This window comes from Marinococcus luteus, from assembly GCF_034497705.1.
In the GTDB taxonomy this organism is placed as follows: Bacteria; Bacillota; Bacilli; order Bacillales; family Marinococcaceae; genus Marinococcus; species Marinococcus luteus_A.
The window spans coordinates 591,407-610,126 of record NZ_JAXRUV010000001.1 but is presented as its reverse complement, the minus strand read 5'-3'; the positions used below and the strand labels follow the sequence as shown (position 1 = coordinate 610,126).

At 49.9% G+C, this 18,720-nt stretch carries 11 protein-coding genes; 6 read left to right on the top strand and 5 right to left on the bottom strand.

Annotated elements, in window-relative coordinates:
• Positions 1 to 5: 5 nt before the first annotated feature.
• The 6 genes from odhB to Q9M42_RS03110 all read left to right on the top strand — a co-directional run bounded on the left by odhB (position 6) and on the right by Q9M42_RS03110 (position 13,605).
• Entirely contained in the window at positions 6 to 1,280 is a 1,275-nt protein-coding gene (gene odhB / locus Q9M42_RS03135; protein ID WP_322525070.1) for a 2-oxoglutarate dehydrogenase complex dihydrolipoyllysine-residue succinyltransferase, read from the top strand.
• A gap of 274 nt (positions 1,281 to 1,554) precedes the next feature.
• Positions 1,555 to 1,878: a hypothetical protein gene (locus tag Q9M42_RS03130; RefSeq protein ID WP_322525069.1), complete on the top strand. Its 324-nt coding sequence runs from the start codon at positions 1,555 to 1,557 to the stop codon at positions 1,876 to 1,878.
• A 141-nt stretch (positions 1,879 to 2,019) separates the two neighbouring features.
• Positions 2,020 to 5,517 (top strand): helicase-exonuclease AddAB subunit AddB, encoded by a 3,498-nt coding sequence (gene addB / locus Q9M42_RS03125; protein ID WP_322525068.1) that lies wholly within the window; start codon positions 2,020 to 2,022, stop codon positions 5,515 to 5,517.
• Positions 5,495 to 9,124 (top strand): helicase-exonuclease AddAB subunit AddA, encoded by a 3,630-nt coding sequence (gene addA, locus Q9M42_RS03120; protein ID WP_322525067.1) that lies wholly within the window; start codon positions 5,495 to 5,497, stop codon positions 9,122 to 9,124. Before addB ends, addA begins: the two co-directional genes overlap by 23 nt.
• Before the next feature lie 25 nt (positions 9,125 to 9,149).
• Positions 9,150 to 10,307: an exonuclease subunit SbcD gene (gene sbcD, locus Q9M42_RS03115; RefSeq protein ID WP_322525066.1), complete on the top strand. Its 1,158-nt coding sequence runs from the start codon at positions 9,150 to 9,152 to the stop codon at positions 10,305 to 10,307.
• A gap of 1 nt (position 10,308) precedes the next feature.
• Positions 10,309 to 13,605, top strand: a complete 3,297-nt coding sequence (locus Q9M42_RS03110) for an AAA family ATPase (RefSeq protein ID WP_322525065.1) — start codon at positions 10,309 to 10,311, stop codon at positions 13,603 to 13,605.
• A gap of 127 nt (positions 13,606 to 13,732) precedes the next feature.
• Here the strand turns inward: Q9M42_RS03110 and Q9M42_RS03105 are convergent, their stop codons facing one another.
• The 5 genes from Q9M42_RS03105 to Q9M42_RS03085 form a co-directional block, all read right to left on the bottom strand.
• Positions 13,733 to 14,935 carry a CapA family protein gene (locus Q9M42_RS03105; protein WP_322525064.1) on the bottom strand — a complete coding sequence of 401 codons (1,203 nt, stop codon included), beginning with the start codon at positions 14,933 to 14,935 and terminating at the stop codon, positions 13,733 to 13,735.
• Between the two features lie 12 nt (positions 14,936 to 14,947).
• On the bottom strand, positions 14,948 to 15,397 hold the full coding sequence (gene pgsC, locus Q9M42_RS03100) for a poly-gamma-glutamate biosynthesis protein PgsC (protein WP_022792185.1): 450 nt from the start codon (positions 15,395 to 15,397) through the stop codon (positions 14,948 to 14,950).
• 2 nt (positions 15,398 to 15,399) lie between these two features.
• Entirely contained in the window at positions 15,400 to 16,599 is a 1,200-nt protein-coding gene (pgsB, locus tag Q9M42_RS03095) for a poly-gamma-glutamate synthase PgsB (protein ID WP_322525063.1), read from the bottom strand.
• A gap of 185 nt (positions 16,600 to 16,784) precedes the next feature.
• On the bottom strand, positions 16,785 to 16,955 hold the full coding sequence (locus Q9M42_RS03090; RefSeq protein ID WP_322525062.1) for a hypothetical protein: 171 nt from the start codon (positions 16,953 to 16,955) through the stop codon (positions 16,785 to 16,787).
• Between the two features lie 13 nt (positions 16,956 to 16,968).
• Entirely contained in the window at positions 16,969 to 18,717 is a 1,749-nt protein-coding gene (locus tag Q9M42_RS03085; RefSeq protein WP_322525061.1) for a gamma-glutamyltransferase, read from the bottom strand.
• Positions 18,718 to 18,720 lie beyond the last annotated feature (3 nt).

The window sequence follows — 18,720 nt, the reverse complement described above, 5'->3', positions numbered from 1 at the left end:
CAGTCATGGCAGAGATCAAAGTACCAGAACTAGGCGAATCCGTTACAGAGGGAACAATCGCAGAATGGTTAAAAAAACCAGGGGACAAAGTCGAACAGGGAGAAAACATCGCTGAACTTGAAACCGATAAAGTGAATGTGGAAATCCCATCGGAGAAAACTGGTGTCCTCCAGGAATTGTTAAAAGAAGAGGGCGACAACGTAGAAGTCGGCGAAGTAATTGCCGTAGTGGATGAAAACGGTGAAGCCGGAGGCGGAAGCTCAGAAGAAAAAAACTCAGAGAAAGCGGCTCCAGAAAAGGAAAGCGAAGAAAAGCAGGAACCTTCCAAAGAGCCGGCAGCTGAAAAAACGGAAGAAAGCACGAAAGAAGAATCCCCGGCAGACCGGCCGGTTGCGTCTCCTTCTGTGCGCAAATACGCTCGGGAGCAGGGCATTGACCTGAATGAAGTGTCCGGTAGTGATCCGAAGGGGCGCGTCCGCAAAGAAGATGTGGATAATGAAGTAAAAGGAAGCAGCAAAAAAGAGGAAAAACAGCCTGAAAAGCCTGCTGCTAAGAGCGAGAAGGACGAATTTGAAGGCAAGCCGGTTGAACGGATCAAAATGTCCCGGCGCCGTCAGACGATCGCAAGCCGGCTGAAGGAAGTCCAGCAGGAAACAGCGATGCTGACGACGTTTAACGAAGTGGACATGTCAGCAATCATGGATCTGAGAAAACGCCGGAAGGATACGTTCCAGGAGCAGCACGACGTGCGTCTCGGATTTATGTCCTTCTTTACGAAGGGTGTTATTGCAGCGCTGAAAAAATACCCGCTTCTGAATGCGGAAATTCAGGCTACAGAAGTGATCAAAAAGCAGTTCTACGATATCGGCATGGCTGTTTCCACTGACGACGGCCTCGTCGTGCCGGTGGTACGGGACGCAGACCGCAAAACGTTTGCTGAAATCGAACAGGAAATTATGGACCTTTCCTTAAAGGCCCGCGATAATAAATTAACCTTGAAAGATCTTCAGGGAGGTACCTTCACAATCACAAACGGCGGCGTTTTCGGTTCGCTGCTGTCGACACCGATTCTAAACGCTCCACAGGTAGGTATACTCGGGATGCACACGATCCAATGGCGCCCGGTGGCCATTGACCAGGATACGATGGAGAACCGGCCGATGATGTACACGGCTCTTTCCTACGATCACCGTATCGTAGACGGAAAAGAAGCAGTAAGTTTCCTTGTAACGCTTAAGCAGCTGCTTGAGGATCCGGAAAACCTCCTGCTTGAAGGATAATACAATACGATCAAAGCCCGCTGGAAAGCGGGCTTTTTTCTGTGCAGAAATTCGGAAGGTATGATTTCTGCCGGCGCCCGCCCGGTGATAAGAAAACACACATTTTTTGATATTTCGCGATAATCTCTGATTTTTAGCCATTTTATCGTAAAAATAGAGCTGAGATAAAAATAAATGATTTTTTCTTCGTTTAACGCTTGCATTCCGATTCTATCTATTGATATAATCATATATGTGATCGTTGAGAGAACACGATATACCAAGGAGGGATAGTATGAGCAATATTAAAATGGACCGAAAAACAGCTGCGCGTATTAGAAGAGATGGAGGCGTAGTTACGCTGGACCCATTTTATTTTTGGAATCAGAAAAAAGACAAAGGCCCAGTAGATACAGTAGTACAGGTAGGCACTCCTGCTGAAACTGCCATGTATACGCGTTACCAGTTTGAAGACATCTCCGTGTACGTCCATGAACGCCTGCAGCTGAAAAAAGAATTGCGCCTATTCCTCCATGGATTTGGTCCGTTCGAACATCTCAACTGCGCGGGAGTGAAACGATTCAGCAAACCACAAAAAACAGCAGATGCTGTTTCCTAATAAGAAAAACGCCCTGGCAGCAGGGCGTTTTTCTTATAAATTTAATTAATTTCACATACTGTATTAAACAAAAAAATAAAAATCTGATATAATAAAACCAAACATATGATCCGGTTTTTAATCCGGCAGAGGAGAATGTTCATGAGCCTACAATTTTATCTCGGGCGTTCCGGGACGGGGAAGTCCACCGCCATGCATCAAGAGATTAATGAAATGATTACCCGTGATCCCAATGGACCGCCGGTAATTGTTATTACCCCTGACCAAATGACTTTTCAGGTAGAACAGCAGCTTGTCCGTTTGTCGGAAAAAGGGATGACAAGAGCCCAGGTCTACAGCTTTCCGCGACTTGCGTGGAAGGTTTTTCAGGAAACAGGTGGAGCGGCCAAAACCGCGCTTCAGAAAACAGGCAAACAGATGCTGATTCGCAAAGTGATCAGTGAACAGCGCAAGCATTTTCGGCTGTATGAAACGTCGAGCTATACGGACGGCTTCATTGACCAGGTGGATGAAGTAATCACAGAATGGAAAACCCACAACGTTTCCAAAGCGGCTATGCACGATATGGCGGAGGAGCTGGAAAAAAGCGGAGCAACCGGGGGCGACCGCATTTTGACAGCCAAGCTGCAGGATCTTCTGCTGATTTGGGAAGAGATGGATAAGGTCATCGGTGACCGCTACATTGGAAGCGAGGAGCAGCTATTCTGGCTGACTGAAAAGGTAGCTTCTTCTGCTTACATTGCAGAAGCAGTCGTTTATATTGACGGCTTTCACCGCTTCACCCCGCAGGAGCTGTCGGTTGTTGAGCAGCTGCTTCAGCACTCGCAGGAGGTACGGGTTGCGTTGACGCTCGACGATTTAACGAACAAGGAAGACGCACATCCGGCTCCGGATATGTTCAGACAGACAGCAAAAACGTATTACCAGCTGAGCGGACTGGCAGAAGACCATGCTGTACCAGTGAATAGGCCGTACTGGTTTAATGGCGGCGCGGCAGCTAAGCACGAAGCGTTGCAGCATTTAGAGAGATTTATGGAAAACCGTTCCTATAAAACAAGTTCGGGCAAAGATGCTATTACGGTTAAAAATGCGGTCAACCGCCGGACAGAAGTTGAGGAATGCGCTCGGGACATTGCAGCGCTTGTCCGGGATCATGATTACAGGTATGAAGACATTGCCGTCGTAGCCAGAAACCCGGGGGACTATAATCATATAATTGAGACCGTATTTCAGGATTACCGCGTCCCGGTGTTTGTAGATGAAACGCGTCCGGTGCTGAATCACCCGGTAGTGGAATTTATCCGTTCGGCGCTTGAGACAATTGCAGAACGGTGGAGATACGAGTCGGTGTTCCGGACGTTCAAAACAGATATGCTGTTTGATGTGCATGAGTCCTGGACGGAAGCGAGAAAACAAGTGGATTTTCTGGAAAATTATGTGCTCGCACGAAACGTCAAAGAAAAAGACTGGAAAAGCGAAGAGCAGTGGGTCTACCGGTATCATGCCACAAATGTAGAGGACGACTGGGAGCATAAAGATAACCACGAGATCGAAAGAGAGATTCATCAGACACGAATGCGGTTAAGCGCCCCGTTGTTTTCCCTGCAGGCAAGACTAAAAAAAGCCCGGACTGTACGGGAAAAAGCGGGCGCATTGTTTACATTTTTGGAGGAGCTTCGTATACCGGAAAAGCTTGAAATGATGCGCGATGACTGTCTCAAACATAACCGCCTGGAAATGGCGAGAGAGCATGAGCAGATCTGGGACATGACCGTAGACCTGCTTGAACAGATGGTAGAGGTTGCCGGCGACGATAAAGCAGGAATGCAGACCTTTCAGCAGATGATGGAAGCAGGCTTTACAAAAGCTACTTTTTCGATTGTACCTCCTTCCCTGGACCAGGTAACCGCAGCCGATATGGAACGTTCACGGCTGTTGGGTATTAAAGTGGTCTACCTGCTCGGCGTAAACGAAGGCATACTTCCGGCCACCCTCGAAGAAAGCAGCATGCTGCAGGAGTCCGACCGGGCCTGGCTAGAGCAGCAAGGAGTTGAGCTTGAAGAAAGCGGGGAGGCAAAGCTCCTGAATGAAAACTTTCTCATTTACCGCACGATGAGCCTGCCCTCCGACAGACTGATTGTCAGCTATCCGATGGCTGATGAGGAAGGGAAGCGGCTGCAGCCTTCAATCGTCATTCAACAGCTGCTCGACATGTTTCCGGACCTGACGCCGGTGCTGATTCAAAACGAACCAGGGGTTTACAGTAAAGAGAGACAGCTTTATTTTGTGAATGCTTCCATGAAAACGATGAGCTTTTTAATAGGGGAACTCGAACGCTCTAAACAGGGAGAGGACGTGGCTGATCTTTGGTGGAGCGTATACAATGTCTTCGTCAAAAACAACCGTTTGGAAAAACTGACGAAAAGCCTGTTTTACCGTAATGAAGCAGTAGCGCTTTCCAGGGAAACGACCCGGGAACTGTACGGCCGGAAAATGAAAACGAGCGTATCGCGGATGGAGCAGTACGAAGCCTGTGCTTTCCGTCAGTTTGCTTCGTACGGATTAAAGCTGAAGGAGAGGCAGCTGTACAAGCTTGAAGCGCCGGATATCGGTCAGCTGTTTCACGCGGCTTTAAAGGACGTCACAAAAGCCGTCTACCGGGACGGGCGGACGTGGGAGGAGCTTTCCGAGCAGAACGCCCGCGATTATGCCGAAGAAGCAGTGCATGAACTGGCTCCGGCTATTCAGCGACAGATTCTTTTAAGCAATTCCAGACACCAGTATTTACTGAAAAAGCTCGAAGAAACCGTGCAGCGGGCTTCAATGATTTTGAGCCAGCAGGCGAAATCCAGCCGTTTTTCGCCTATCGGACTTGAAGTAGGCTTTGGGCCGAGCGAAGAAATACCGCCGCTCCTGTTTGAATTGGCTGATGGTACACAGATGGAAGTAGCGGGAAGAATTGACCGCGTCGACCAGGCGGTGTCAGACAGCGGAGTGCTCCTTAGGGTGATTGATTACAAGTCCAGTGCCAAGGATCTGCGTCCCGAAGAGGTATTTTTCGGACTGGCGCTGCAGATGCTCGTCTATTTGGATGTTGTGCTCTCCTTTTCCGAAGAATGGCTCGGAACGAAAGCAGATCCGGCCGGCGTACTGTATTTCAACGTACACAATCCTATTATTCAGGCGGGAAGATCATGGTCCCCCGAGGATATTGAACAAGAGATGATGAAGCAGTTCCGCATGAAAGGCATTCTGCCGGATGACCCTGGAATCGCCAAAATGATGGATGAACGGCTTGAGGCGGGAGCCGATTCGTTTATCGTCCCTGCGCGACTGAATAAAGGCGGAGGGTTTAATAAACAGTCACCGGTCGTTTCAAAAGAACAGTTTGAGCGTCTTCGCGGCCATATCCGTGAGAAAATCCGTCATATCGGCGAACAGCTGAGAGCAGGCGATACAAGTATCCAGCCTTTTCAGATGAAACAAAAGAAAGCATGTGACTACTGTGAATTTCATTCTGTATGCCAATTTGACCGCGGATTTCCGGGCAACGAATTCCGAAGCTTTCGGAGTGGCGGCATGAAATGGGAGACGCTGTTCCAGGAGGAGGAAAACGATGAGTCTGAAGACCATTCCTGAAAAACCAACAGACGCCCGCTGGACGGATAGCCAGTGGGAGGCAATACACGCGGAAGGATCAAATATTTTAGTTTCTGCCGCCGCAGGAAGCGGAAAAACTGCTGTGCTCGTGGAGCGGGTTATCCGGAAAATTACCCAGGCAGAAGCCCCGGTGGACGTGGACCGGCTTTTAATCGTAACGTTTACAAACGCAGCCGCTGCTGAAATGAAAACAAGGGTAGGCAAGGCGCTCGAGGAAAAACTAAAAGCAGATCCTTCCAACCTGCACATCCGCAGACAGCTCGCGCTGTTAAACCGGGCGTCCATCTCTACGCTCCACTCGTTCTGTATGAACGTTATCCGTACGTATTATTACCTTGTGGATGTGGACCCACAGTTTCGCATCATGGACCAGAATGAAGGGGCCATGATCCAGGAGGAGCTCCTCGAGGAGCTCCTCGAGGAAAACTACGCCGCTGAAAATAACGACGAGTTTGTCCTGCTTGCCGACCGGCTGAATAAGGACCGGAGCGATGACTCGCTGCGTGAAGCAGTACTGCGCCTGTTTCAGTATTCCCGGGCACACGCGGATCCATCGGCATGGCTGCAGGAGGTGGCTGAACAGTACCGCCCAGATGGAAGCAGGACGATCGAAGAGCTTCCGTGGGGACGTGAAATGATGCAGCAGGCAGAGACTGCTCTTGCCGGTGCTGTGCTCAAATACGAAAATGCGATTGCAGCTGCCGGGCAGCCGGACGGACCGAAAGCAAACCTTGGGCTTCTGCAGGAAGAGCTTGAGACGTGCCGCAGGGCTCTCGAAGCCACTACGTGGAAAGAGATGCAGCAGACGCTCGCTGATTTTACCTTTAAAAAGCTGAGCAGCAAAAAGGAGGCAGACGCGGCGCCGGAGCGGCGGGAACAGATAAGAAATAATCGGGACGGAGCCAAAAAGGTTATTCAGAAGCTGCAGGAGGAAATGGTGGCAGAAAACCCGGAGGATGCGTTAAGCGATATTGCGGATCTGTATCCGTCAGTCCAGGAGCTCTGTCAGCTCGTGCAGACGTTCAGCGAGCGGTACTACCAGGTAAAGCAAAAGCGGGCCATGATGGATTTTTCCGACTTGGAGCATACATGCCTGCAGATTCTGGCTTTTGAAGAAGCGTCGGAACATTACCGCGGATTTTTCCAGGAAGTGCTCGTGGACGAGTATCAGGACACAAACTTTGTGCAGGAAAAAATCGTCACCCAGCTTTCCTCCGGTGATAACCTGTTTATGGTCGGAGATGTCAAACAGAGCATTTACCGTTTTCGTCTGGCAGAGCCGGATTTGTTTCTGGAAAAATTTAAGCGGTACGGGGAAAGCGATGACGGCGAACGAATTATGCTCGATAAAAACTTCCGCAGCCGCAGGGAAGTGCTTGATGCTGTTAACTACTTATTCCGCCAGCTGATGGATAATGACCTTGGCGGGATTGCCTATGACAGCGAGGCCGAGCTGAAATGGGGAAACGACCAGTATCCGGACATTGGAGATATGGTAACCGAGGTGACGGTGATTGATCAGGAGGATGTCGCGGGGGATGATCCGCAGGCAGCGGAGCTGACCAACGCCCGGGCAGAGGCCCGGTGGATCGCGCGGGCGGTCAGCCATTCGATGCAGAACGGCTGGGTGACCGATCAAAAGACGGGTGAAAAGCGCCGGCCGGTGTACCGGGACCACGTAATTTTAATGCGTTCGATGCCGTGGGTGAATGAAATGATGGAAGAAATGCAGGCGTACGGCATTCCGGTATACGCAGAAGTGTCCGGCGGGTATTTCCAGGCAGTTGAAATTCAAATAATGATTTCCCTGCTGCAGATCATTGATAATCCACTGCAGGACATTCCGCTCGCCTCTGTGCTCCGCTCGCCGATAGTCGGCTGGGATGAAGAGATGCTCGCAGAAGTGCGGCTGGAGGACAAAAATGCTTCCTTTTATCAGTGTGTAGAACTGGCCGCTGCCGGTACCTCCAGTATGCAGCCCCGGGCCCAGGCGTTTCTCGAACAGCTGGAAGGCTGGCGCAGTCGGTCCAAGTATGAGCCGCTGTCAGAGTTTATATGGGCACTGCTCGAAGAAACCGGCTACCTGGACTTCTGTTCCGGCCTGCACGGAGGTAAACAGCGGCGGGCGAACCTGCTTGCGCTGTATGACCGTGCCCGTGTGTATGAATCGACGTCATTTCGCGGCGTATTCCGCTTCCTTCGATTTATTGAAGGCATGAAAAATCGCAAGGAAGATCTGGTTACTGCGCGGGCGCTTGGGGAGCAGGAAGATGTTGTGCGGTTTATGAGCATTCATAAAAGCAAGGGACTGGAATTTCCGATTGTTTATGCTGCCGGACTGCAGAAGGGTTTTAACGTGCAGGATCAGCGGCAGCCTCTTCTGTTTCATAAAGAGCTTGGCATCGGCATGAAATATGTTGATCCAAAGCAGCGTATCAGCTGGCCGACACTGCCGCATGCGGCGATTAAACACCGCATGAAAACGGAAAGCCTTGCTGAAGAACTACGTGTGCTGTACGTCGCGTTTACAAGGGCAGAGGAACAGCTGATTCTCGTAAGCTCAATGCAGCGGGCAGAAAAGAAATTTGAAGAATGGGAGCAGAAAAGTGCTCAGGCCGGAAACACTCTTGAACTGCACGACCGCCTGGAAGCACAGCACGCATTTGACTGGCTGATGCCCGTTTTGCTGCAGCACGCGGAAGTCGACCCGTTAGAGCAGCAGACTTCAAAGAACCTGTCGGATCATTCCTCCTGGAAGGTTCATATTGTACCGGCCTCAAGCCTGCAGATCGGCTCAGGGCAGGAGGAGACGTCAGCGCAGGAATGGATGCAGGCGGTAAAAAGTAAAGAAGAAGTGCCGGTGGGAGAGGAATGGGACAAAGAAGTCAGGCGCCGCATGTACTTTCGTTACCCTTACGAGGAAGATACCCGGCATGCGGCCAAAATTTCGGTGAGCGAATGGAAACGACGCTCGGAGGATCCCCAGGCGGAGCAGCGGCATGCAACTACGTTTACCTCCTCTTATGCACGAAGGCCGTCATTTATGATGGAAGAAGCCGTAAGTCCGGCAGAAAAAGGGACTGTGCTCCATATCGTTATGGAGCAGCTTTCCTTTACAGGCGTCCCGGACGAAGAACGGGTGCAGCGGCTGCTTGGCAGACTGACGGCCGAAGAATACATCACTGCCGCCCAGGCGGAAAGCGTCGATACTGCTACAGTCACTGCCTTTTTCGAAACCGAATTGGGCCGGCGCGTCCTGGCAGCCGAAGCAGTTCAGAAGGAAGTTCCTATTACAGCTGGAGTAACCGGAGACGGCCTTGAGAACCAACAGCTGCTTCAGGGAATTGCAGACCTCGTAATAAAGGAGGCAGACGGCCGCTGGGTGCTGATTGACTATAAAACAGACCGGGTGCAGTCTCGGTTCCCGGGAAATCCCAAGCAGCAGCAGGAATTTTTGCGGGAACGCTACCAGACCCAGCTGGATTTATACCGTTCATCCCTGGAGAGTATATGGGGAACAGCTATACCGGAAGTATACATTTTTGCTTTCGACGGCATGCAGACCATCTCAATGAACGGCCGATAAGAGCACGAAGAGGAGGCAATAGCTTATGCGCTTACTGCACACCGCTGACTGGCATTTAGGACGGACGCTTGAAGGGCGTTCGCGGCTCGAAGAACAGCAGGCAGTACTTGATGAAATTATCCAGATTATCGAAGAAGAAAATATTGATGCGGTCCTGATGGCAGGGGATGTGTTTGACTCCGTCAATCCTCCCGCGGCTGCAGAGGAAATGTTTTACGAGGCAATGGCCAGGATGAGTGATAACGGACGGGTACCGGTCATCGTTATTGCCGGCAATCATGATCATCCGGAACGGCTGGCGGCCTCGCGGACGCTTTTGCAAAAGCACGGCATTCATTTGCGCGGATATCCGGGCATCGACCCGGTAATTGTCCCGTTTTCAGAGGAACGGCTGTATGTGCAGACGCTTCCGTATCCTTCGGAATCGAGGCTGAAGCAGGCATTTATGCAGGAAGCAACAGAAATAGATCTCCGCGATGCCTACAATCAAAAAGTGCAGGAGATTTTTCAGCGGCTTGCGTCTTCCCGGCAGGCGGGGGATACGATCGTTGGGATGAGTCACCTGTTTATCGCCGGAAGCGACGCCAGTGATTCCGAAAGACCGATTGAAGTGGGCGGAGCGTATACTGTAACCGCCGACAGCCTGCCGGAACATGCCGTTTATACGGCTCTCGGCCATATGCACCGGCCTCAGGATGTACACGGAGCAGGCGGTCCGGCGAGGTACTCCGGTTCCCCTCTTGCCTATAGCTTTTCTGAAGCAGGGCAGCAGAAATCGGTGACGATTATTGATACAAATGACAATCAGAAGGAAGCCTGTATTTCTACGATTCCTTTAACGGCGGGTAAGCCGCTCAGCATATGGAAAGCAAGAAACGGACTCGCAGAGCTGCAGCAGTGGGTGGAGGAGAAGCGGGACTGGAATGCATGGGTAGAGGTGGATGTGTACGTGGAAAACCAGCTGTCCATTGAAGACATTCATGCTCTGCGGACAAAGCATACCGGCCTTCTGACGATTCGTCCGGTATATTCCCGGCAGGAGCTTGAACCTGTGGAAAGTAAAAAACATATCCCCATCGATCAGCTGTTTGAACGCTTTTATGAAAAACAGTCCGGTGGAGCAGTACCTGACCCGTCGGTGACCAATCTCTTTTTAGAACTTATTCAGCAAGAGGACGGATAAAATGAAGCCATTACAACTGCAGATACAAGGACTGCACAGCTTCCGCCAAAGACAGACGGTGGATTTTAAAACGCTTTGTGAAAACGGAGTATTCGGTATTTTCGGTCCCACCGGCAGCGGAAAATCATCGCTGCTCGATGCCATGACGTTAGCCTTATACGGAAATGTAGAGCGGGCTTCCAAAACCGAAGGAATCATGAACCAGTCGGAAAACGAGCTGCGCGTCTCCTTTACGTTTTCGCTCGGCCCGTCGGTGTATCATATCGAACGCCACTATAAACGCACCGGGGAGGCGACCATGGCAGGAAAGCTGTGTCGGTTAACCGATCAGACCGGGGAGCCGGTAGTGCTTGCGGAAAAAACAAAAGCAGTCAATCAGAAAATCGAAGAACTTCTCGGCCTCACCCTCGATGATTTTACCCGTGCGGTCGTACTTCCACAGGGGAAATTTGCCGAATTTCTCCATCTCGGGGGCAGTGACCGAAGCAAAATGCTCGAGCGGCTGTTTCATCTCGAGCGGTACGGCAATCAGCTGATTGCCTCCGTGAAATCCCGGAAAGCATCTGCAGAGCAGGACGTACATAACATCGAAGCAGAACAGCAGGGGCTCGGCCCAGCTTCGCAGGAGGACTTAAAAAAAGCCCGAGAAGAGCATGCCCGCTGGGTTCAGCTTGTTCAAAAGCAGCAGAAGCATGTGGAGGAACGAAGGAAACAGTACGAAGAAGCGAGGCAGAAGTTTCACTGGACCGAAGAGCTTAAGCTTCTGGAAGCCACCATACAGGAATGGGAGGAAACGAGACATACAATTGAAAGCAAGCGGCATACATTAAAAGAAAATGAAATATATGAAGCGCTGTATCCGTATGCGGACGGCTTTCAAAAAGCAAGGCAGGAGCACGGGGAGCAGGAGCGCGACTTAAAAGAAAAACAAAAGGCGTACGAAGAGGCAAAACGCAAAAAACAGCAGGCTGGAAAAAAAGCGGAGCAGAACGAAAAACGATGGGAAGAGGAAGAGCGTCTGCTCCAGCAGTGGCATCGCCGGTTCGAGCAGATCGAAACACTTGAAGCTGAATATCAGCGGCACAACGAACTGGAGAAACAAAAGCTTCAGGAGGTCGAAAAACAGCGCAGGTTATACGAGGAAGCTTCCGATCAGGTGAACGACTTGCAGAATAAAGAGCAGGAAGCGCGCGAGCTGCTCGAAAAGCTCAAGCAGGAATATACCGATGCCCGGCAGAAAGAAGAGCACCTGCCGGATATGGGGGAGGCTTCGTCGAAAAAGCAATGGCTGGATGCCCTTCACCAGCAGCTGAATGAACAGCGTGCCGGGGAAGCTGCGGCTAAGGAAAAATTGGCGGAGACATTTAAAGAAACCAATAAAGCAGAAAAAGAACAACAGGCGCTTCAGAAACGTACGAAAGAGACGGCGCAGAATATCTTTTACTGGTACAGCCGGGCGGCAGTGCACATCAGGCTCATTGAGCAGGAGTTAAAGCGTTTTGAAAAAAAACAGCAGGCTGAACAGAAACGGCAGCTGCATGCGCTAGCAGCAGAACTAAAAGACGGAGAAGCGTGCCCGGTGTGCGGAGCTGTGGAGCACCCGGCCCCGGCTGCCGGCCCGGAAGAAGAGGCAGAGGGACACACAGAGGAAGAAATCGAGGCACTGCGTCAGTGGAAAACGACCTGGGAGCATACGAAAGTCAGCCTCCAGCATGTGGCTTCGTCTCTTTCTTACGGAGAAGAGCTGAAAGAAGAGGATCACCCGGAGGAGACAGAGGAAAGCATCGCCTTTGCCCGCTGGGAAGCAGAGATGAAGACGATAGACGGGCTAAAGGAGCAGACGCAGGCAGTGAACCATTCCTGGGAGGAGTGGAACCGCTGGAAGGACCGTCTTTCTGTGAAAGTCTCCGAGCAGGAAACAGAAGTTAAAGAGCAGGGAAATAAGCTTGAACAGCTCCAAAAACAGTGGCAGGAACAAAAAAATCAGTGGGAACAGACATTCAAGCCTCTTCGCCTGGACCAGTTTGACGAGGAATACAAACAGGCGAAAGCGCGCAGGGAGACTATCAAAGGTATCCAGGAGCGTATTGATAACGGCCAGAAATACCTCGAGGAAAAAAGGGACGAACGAGCTTTCCGGGAACGCCAATTTTATGAGGTTAAAAGCCGGGAAGCCGTAGCGGTGTCAGAATGGAAGCAGACTGCAGAGGCCAGGCAGGATGCGGAACAGAAACTGAATGAACAGCTTGGGGGAAGGACCAAACAGGAATGGAAAGACGCGGTGGACAAGCGGGAAGAGGCGCTTAAATCAGAAAAAGAAGAGTTGCAGGAGCTGCAGAGAGAAGCTGAAAGGGAATACGAGCGCACGAAAGCCTCAAGCAGGGAAAGTGCTGAATCGCTGCAAAAATCTGAAGTTAAACGAAAAGCAGCTGAAGCCGAATGGCTTCGCCAGAAACAGCAGAAAGACTCAACTGTTTCTCCGGAAGAGGTGCTTGCCTATTCGTTATCGGAAGAGCAAAAAACTGAGCTGCAGCGCCAGGTAGAAGAGTTTGACACGAAACTAAAAGAACTGCAGTACGAACAGAACCGGCTGCAGGCAAAGCTTCAGAACGACCGGGTAAACGAAGAAGGATTTAATAAAATAGAGGAGCAGTACCACGAAGCTTCAGATGAGTGGGATAATTACAAAGAAACGCTCGGCGGCATTAAAGAAAAGCTTGAAGATATCGAGAGGAAAGTTGAACGTTATCAGGAACTTGAACAAAACCGGATCGAGAGGCAGGCAGAAAAAGAGCGGCTGACAGATCTCGATCAAATTATGAAGGGAAGAAAATTTGTTGAGTTTCTGGCCGAAGAACAGCTGATGCAGGTGACAAGAGAAGCCTCTCAGCGGCTGCATGCCTTAACGAGAGGGCGCTATGCAATTGAAGTAAACGAGCATAATGCTTTCGTTATTCGTGATGATGCAAACGGAGGAGTGTACCGTCCAGTTTCCACGCTCTCCGGGGGAGAGACTTTTTTAACCTCCCTTGCTCTTGCCCTTTCGCTCTCAACATCGATTCAGCTGAAAGGACAATATCCCCTGGAGTTCTTCTTTTTGGATGAAGGATTTGGCACGCTTGATCAGGATCTGCTCGATACAGTAATGGAGGCTTTGGAAAACCTTCACGGGGAATATTTATCGGTAGGGGTTATCAGCCACGTGCCGGATATGCAGCAGCGGGTGCCAAAACGGCTGATGGTGACTCCGGCAAGCCCTGGAGGTAATGGATCGACTATAATGATGGAAACGATGTAGCCCCTGAGAAATCAGGGGTTTTTCGCAAAAGAAATAAAATTTCATTTACTGTAATTTAATCATTTTAAATTTACAATAAAAAACACCTGCCGGTTTTAAACCGGCAGGTACACAAAGGTCATTTTTATTAATTTTGAGTACTGTTCTGGTTGTTATTCTGGTTGCCGTTTTCCTCCATACTGTCAATTACATCGGAGTGATCTGCTTCAAACACAAGGTGTTCTCCGTTTTCAACAATAGCATCCTTGTTTTGTGTATCCTTCGTCAGCTGACGGAAGATCCGCTCCCGGTGGAACGCGCTATCGACCGGGCGGGGGGATGCTTCAAATACCCGGAATGGCTGCATCTCCAGATGAGCCGTACCATCGGAGGCAAGAGAGTAGTTCGCGATAACGCTGTCTCTCGTTCTAGTCCAGCCCTGGTCAAATACGAAGTTACCGATGGAGTGCATGATGAATGTATCGTTGTATACTTCCGCAGACTGAAGCACGTGCGGGTGAGTTCCTACGATAACGTCAGCCCCGGCATCAGCGATGGCTTCTGTCATTTGACGCTGACGTGTCGTTGGCGTACTGTCGTACTCCTGGCCGAAGTGGACGTTCACGATTACCAGGTCTGCCTCCTGATCGGCTTCCTGAACAGCATCAATATAAGCGCTCGGATCCTGGCTTGTGGAAATTCCCGGGGAATTCGGGCCAGCCTGTTCCATATTCGCGTACGTAATATCGTTCACGCCTAAAGAAGCTACATCCATGCCGTTGTGCGTGCTCATAGTATACCCATGGGCTTCATCGTCATTGGCACCAGCGCCAATGACGTCGATGCTTGAATTTTCAAATGCCTGGAGGGTTTCATTCAAGCCTTCATACTGATAATCCATCAAGTGATTGTTTGCCAGGTTGACAGCATCAAATCCGGCGTCCTCCAAACCATCAATCGCTCCTGATTTCGAAGAAAGGTTAATAATCTTGTCGGCTTCTTCGGTTTCATCCGGATTGTCTACGATTGGGTTTTCAAAGTTGCCAAGTGTATAGTCCGCAGATTTAAGCGTTGGTTTTGCATACTGGAAGAGAGACTCGTATCCCTCCTGCTCGGCTACTTCCTCTACGTGACGGCCGGTCATCATGTCACCGACCATGGCAGAAGTAAAGATGGTATCCTGCTCCTGCTCGTACTCGCTTTCAGCAGCAGAGGGTTCCACCACACGGATCAGGGTCATTGCCACCAAACAAATGATAATGCCGAGTACAGCATGTTTACCAGCTTTCCGCCGCTGGCGTTTGGTATAGGCTAGATATTTTTCTTTGAAGTTTAATAATCGCTTGGCCATATGTAAGAACCCCTAAATTAAATAGTATAGCGTGATGATTACAAATGTCGCAGCGGTAAGAACCAGTGTACTTGCCACAGTAGGGACGACGCCCTGACGCTGCATTGCGTTTGCAATCAATCCCGGAACGATAACCCCGAGACCGCGAAACTCGTATATTTCAAAAGGCAGAATAGGGTAAAAGTAGTCAAAGATTAACTTTAACACAATCCCTGTAGACAACATGGCTGCAAATTTCCGGCGTCCGTAAAGGATCATAATACGGGACAATCCGTGGGCAACAATCAGATACGTCAGAAAACTGATAAGAAAAATTGTTAACAGAAAGACAGGCTGATCAAAAACAATTGCCAGATAGCCGGGCGCAATCAGCCCGGCCGGCATAATTCCTGTCTTTTCTGCGTATATCAAACTAATAATAACTCCTACGACTAATGCGATATAAAGATCTGTACCAAACAATGTTACATGGCCTCCTCGCCGACTTTACTAATGAGTGTCTCTGGTGAATCATAAAGTTTTTCCATAAATTCTTCAGCAGCACCGTGAATGTTTCCAATTCCGAAGATAAGTGAATGGGAAGCTTCCCGTTTCACCCGGGCCAAAATGGCATCTGCATCTTCGCCTTCCAAATTGATAACGGAATTAAATGGCAGTTCGCCCTGATCAAAAGCCTGGGTGATCGGCCGTACGTTTCCGCCGATTAGAATTAATTTCTCTGCCGGTAAATAAGGCAGAACATATTTTGTAAATTCTTCGGTCCGGTCTACCCGGTCTTCACGACAGTTCATAATGATTACCGGGTTGTCGGTCATATAGCTTGACGAACGGACGCGGGACCAGATTTCAAGTGTGGACCGGGCATCGTTTGCTGCAAAGCCGTTCACAAAGTGGGAACGTTCCCGGCTGCCGTCTTCAAGAGTCACAATCCGAAGAGCACCAGGATCCGGATTGGCATTAAGCATACCGGAAAGAGCCGTGCGCTTATCGATGTCGACAGCGCGTGCTACAGCTAGGGCCGCAGCAATGTTTTCCGGAAAAAGCATGTAATCGAATTTATCGATGAAACCGTCCGGGATTTCCTCCGGATTAGCAAGATATACTTCCGTATTTCTTTTTTCGGCTATTTCACTGAAGTAGTGAAAGTAAGGGCCGTTGGACAAAATAAGTTTGCCATTGTACGGAATCGTAGAGCTGAATGCTTCTGCTACGTATTTCAGGGTTGGACCGAGTGTTTCCATATGGTCTTCAAATACGTTTAAAATGACGCTGACGTTCGCTTGAAGAAATTTTTCCTGCAAAACGCGCTGATAGTCCGGGTTGATCGCCATGCATTCACTGACAAATGCATTGGCTTCAAGACTTGAAGCATGCTTTAAAATTTCTTTCTGCTCCCGGATATTTGGACCTTCAAGTGAACGTTCAATGGGCTTTTCCGTTCGGTCCCAGTAAATGGTGCGTGCCTGTGTTCCTGTGGTTTTTCCAACTACTTTGTAATCAGCTTCGCTCAGCATCCCCGTAATCAGGCGGGTTACTGTTGATTTGCCGCGAACGCCGTTCACATTAACGCGGAGCGGGATCTGCTCGACCCTTTTCTGGTGCCGTCGCAGTTCAAAAATGCCTACTGCCGCGATCGCTATACATGAACCGTATAATAATAACATCCGACGCTTTACCTCCTCGGTACTCTCTAATATTGTCTCCCTTTGAATGTCAAATAACACCAACAGTATTCCATACCCGCTTCTGTCAAGAGTAATCGTCTCATTGCAAGCGTAGAGTGTCTCTCGTGTTCAAGAGACACTCCTGCAAACAATACCTTTACTAAGACGCCAATTTAAGAAAATAGTTACTGTGTATCTGAACTTTCCTGTAATTCTTCTTCGGGTTGGGTATTCAATGCGTTGTTGATTTCAAGTTCTTCAGTCGTAGACAACTCAGCATCCACCTTAAAGAAATACATAAACAGTACTAAAGCAAACAAAAAGAGGTAAGGGCCGATTTTCTTTAAAATGTTCACATTCACTTCTCCTTTATTGTGTTTGAGCAGAGCCTCCGCGGCGCTGGTCAATGATTCCCTGCATTTCTTCATCGTCGTAATCTTTAATCAATGCCGTGACGTTTCCGAAATAGGAAGGCCCTTTATCTGGAGCAATCAAATAACGATCACCGTATTTATTATTGATTTCTTCAATAAGCTCGGCATTCTCCGCTTCGTCTCCGTTTTCTACTGCCAGCGTTGCCTGGCCTTCGACGACATCCACAAAGGAACGGTTAGCTGCGAAGGCTTCTTCGTAGCTCTGGTCGAGGTATTCCATGCGGAAGATAACTTCAGCCATAGCAGCTGGGATGCGCGAACCGCCCGGAGAGCCGATGCCCATCACTGTTCCTTCCTCTGGATCCTGAACGATGGTAGGGGCGATAAAGCTTCTTGGACGCTTGCCAACTTCGATATTATTCGGAGAAGACTCCGTTTCATTATAGTTGTTCAGCTGGTTATTTAAGAACATGCCGCCGGACGTTTGTCCACTGCCAAAGAAATTACCAAGTGTGTTGGTGAGGGCTACGGTATTACCATTCTCATCCATCACATTTACGTGGGTGGTGCTGGAGTGGGTGATTGTATTTTGCCCGTCGGAAGACTCGTAGCCTACCTCGGTTTCAAGTTCTTCAGTATCAAGACGATCTTCACGGACATTTTGTGCCAGGTCGTCGATAGTGCCCTCACTCACATATTCCTCTGTCGTGATTTCATTAAACGCCGGATCTCCTAAGTTTTCGAGGCGCTGATAATAAGCTTCCCGTGTAATAGCGCTCATCGTATGAATGTAATCCGCTTCATTTCCCTGTAGCGCTTCGCCGATATTTAAGCGTTCACCCATGCCGAGCATCTGGATTAACGTAACGCCAGAGAGAGGGGACGGGGCACTGTAAACATTCTGTCCTTCAAATGTTCCCTGTGCTACATTCGGCGTCTGGACATCATACTGCTGGAGGCTCTCCGTAGTTATATGAGGATGATCTGTTGTCAGCTGCTGGGCGATGCTCCCGTCTGCGCTGTAAAAGCTTTCCGGTCCTTCTTCCTGAAGCGTGCGGAGCGTCTGGGCGTATTCTTCCTGCACCAGCGTTTCGCCCTCACTGAGAGGCTCTCCGTCCTCGCCAAAGAAATCAGGGGAATTCTGTTGATTCAGCCGGGGCTGCGCATATGCCATACGCTGGGACAGGTAATTATTGATTTCAAACCCGTCCTCTGCGTATTCAATGGCAGGATCCATAAGCTCGGCAAGAGTAAACTGGCCGCTGCCTTCTTCTTCAAGCAGCGTTTCCATTCCTCTGACAAAACCGGGCACCCCTGAGTTTGCTCCCCGGTCAGTAGTGGAAGCCTCCTCCCGGTAATCATATGTGGCAGGGGTTCCGTTTGGACCGTCCATCGCGAGGGCAGCGCCTCCGCCACCAATGCCGGAGCCGTACGGTTCAGTTACCGTCAGGGCAAAAGAGGTGGCAACCGCGGCATCCGCTGCGTTACCTCCCTGTTCAAGAATTTCCATGCCGGCATCTGTTGCAAGTTCATTATCTGTACTGACTCCGTATCCTTCGTAGTCAGATCCGGAAGCTATGTCACTCGAAGCACCTGAGCTGGAATTGGAATCGTTTTGAGCGCTTTCTTCTTCTGAATCAGAGCCGCTCTGGTCACTTCCTCCAAAATTTGTTACTCCTACGTAAATGAGTAGTCCTGCAACGACTACCGCAGCAAGTATGTACGTTATTTTTTGTGCATTCACGGG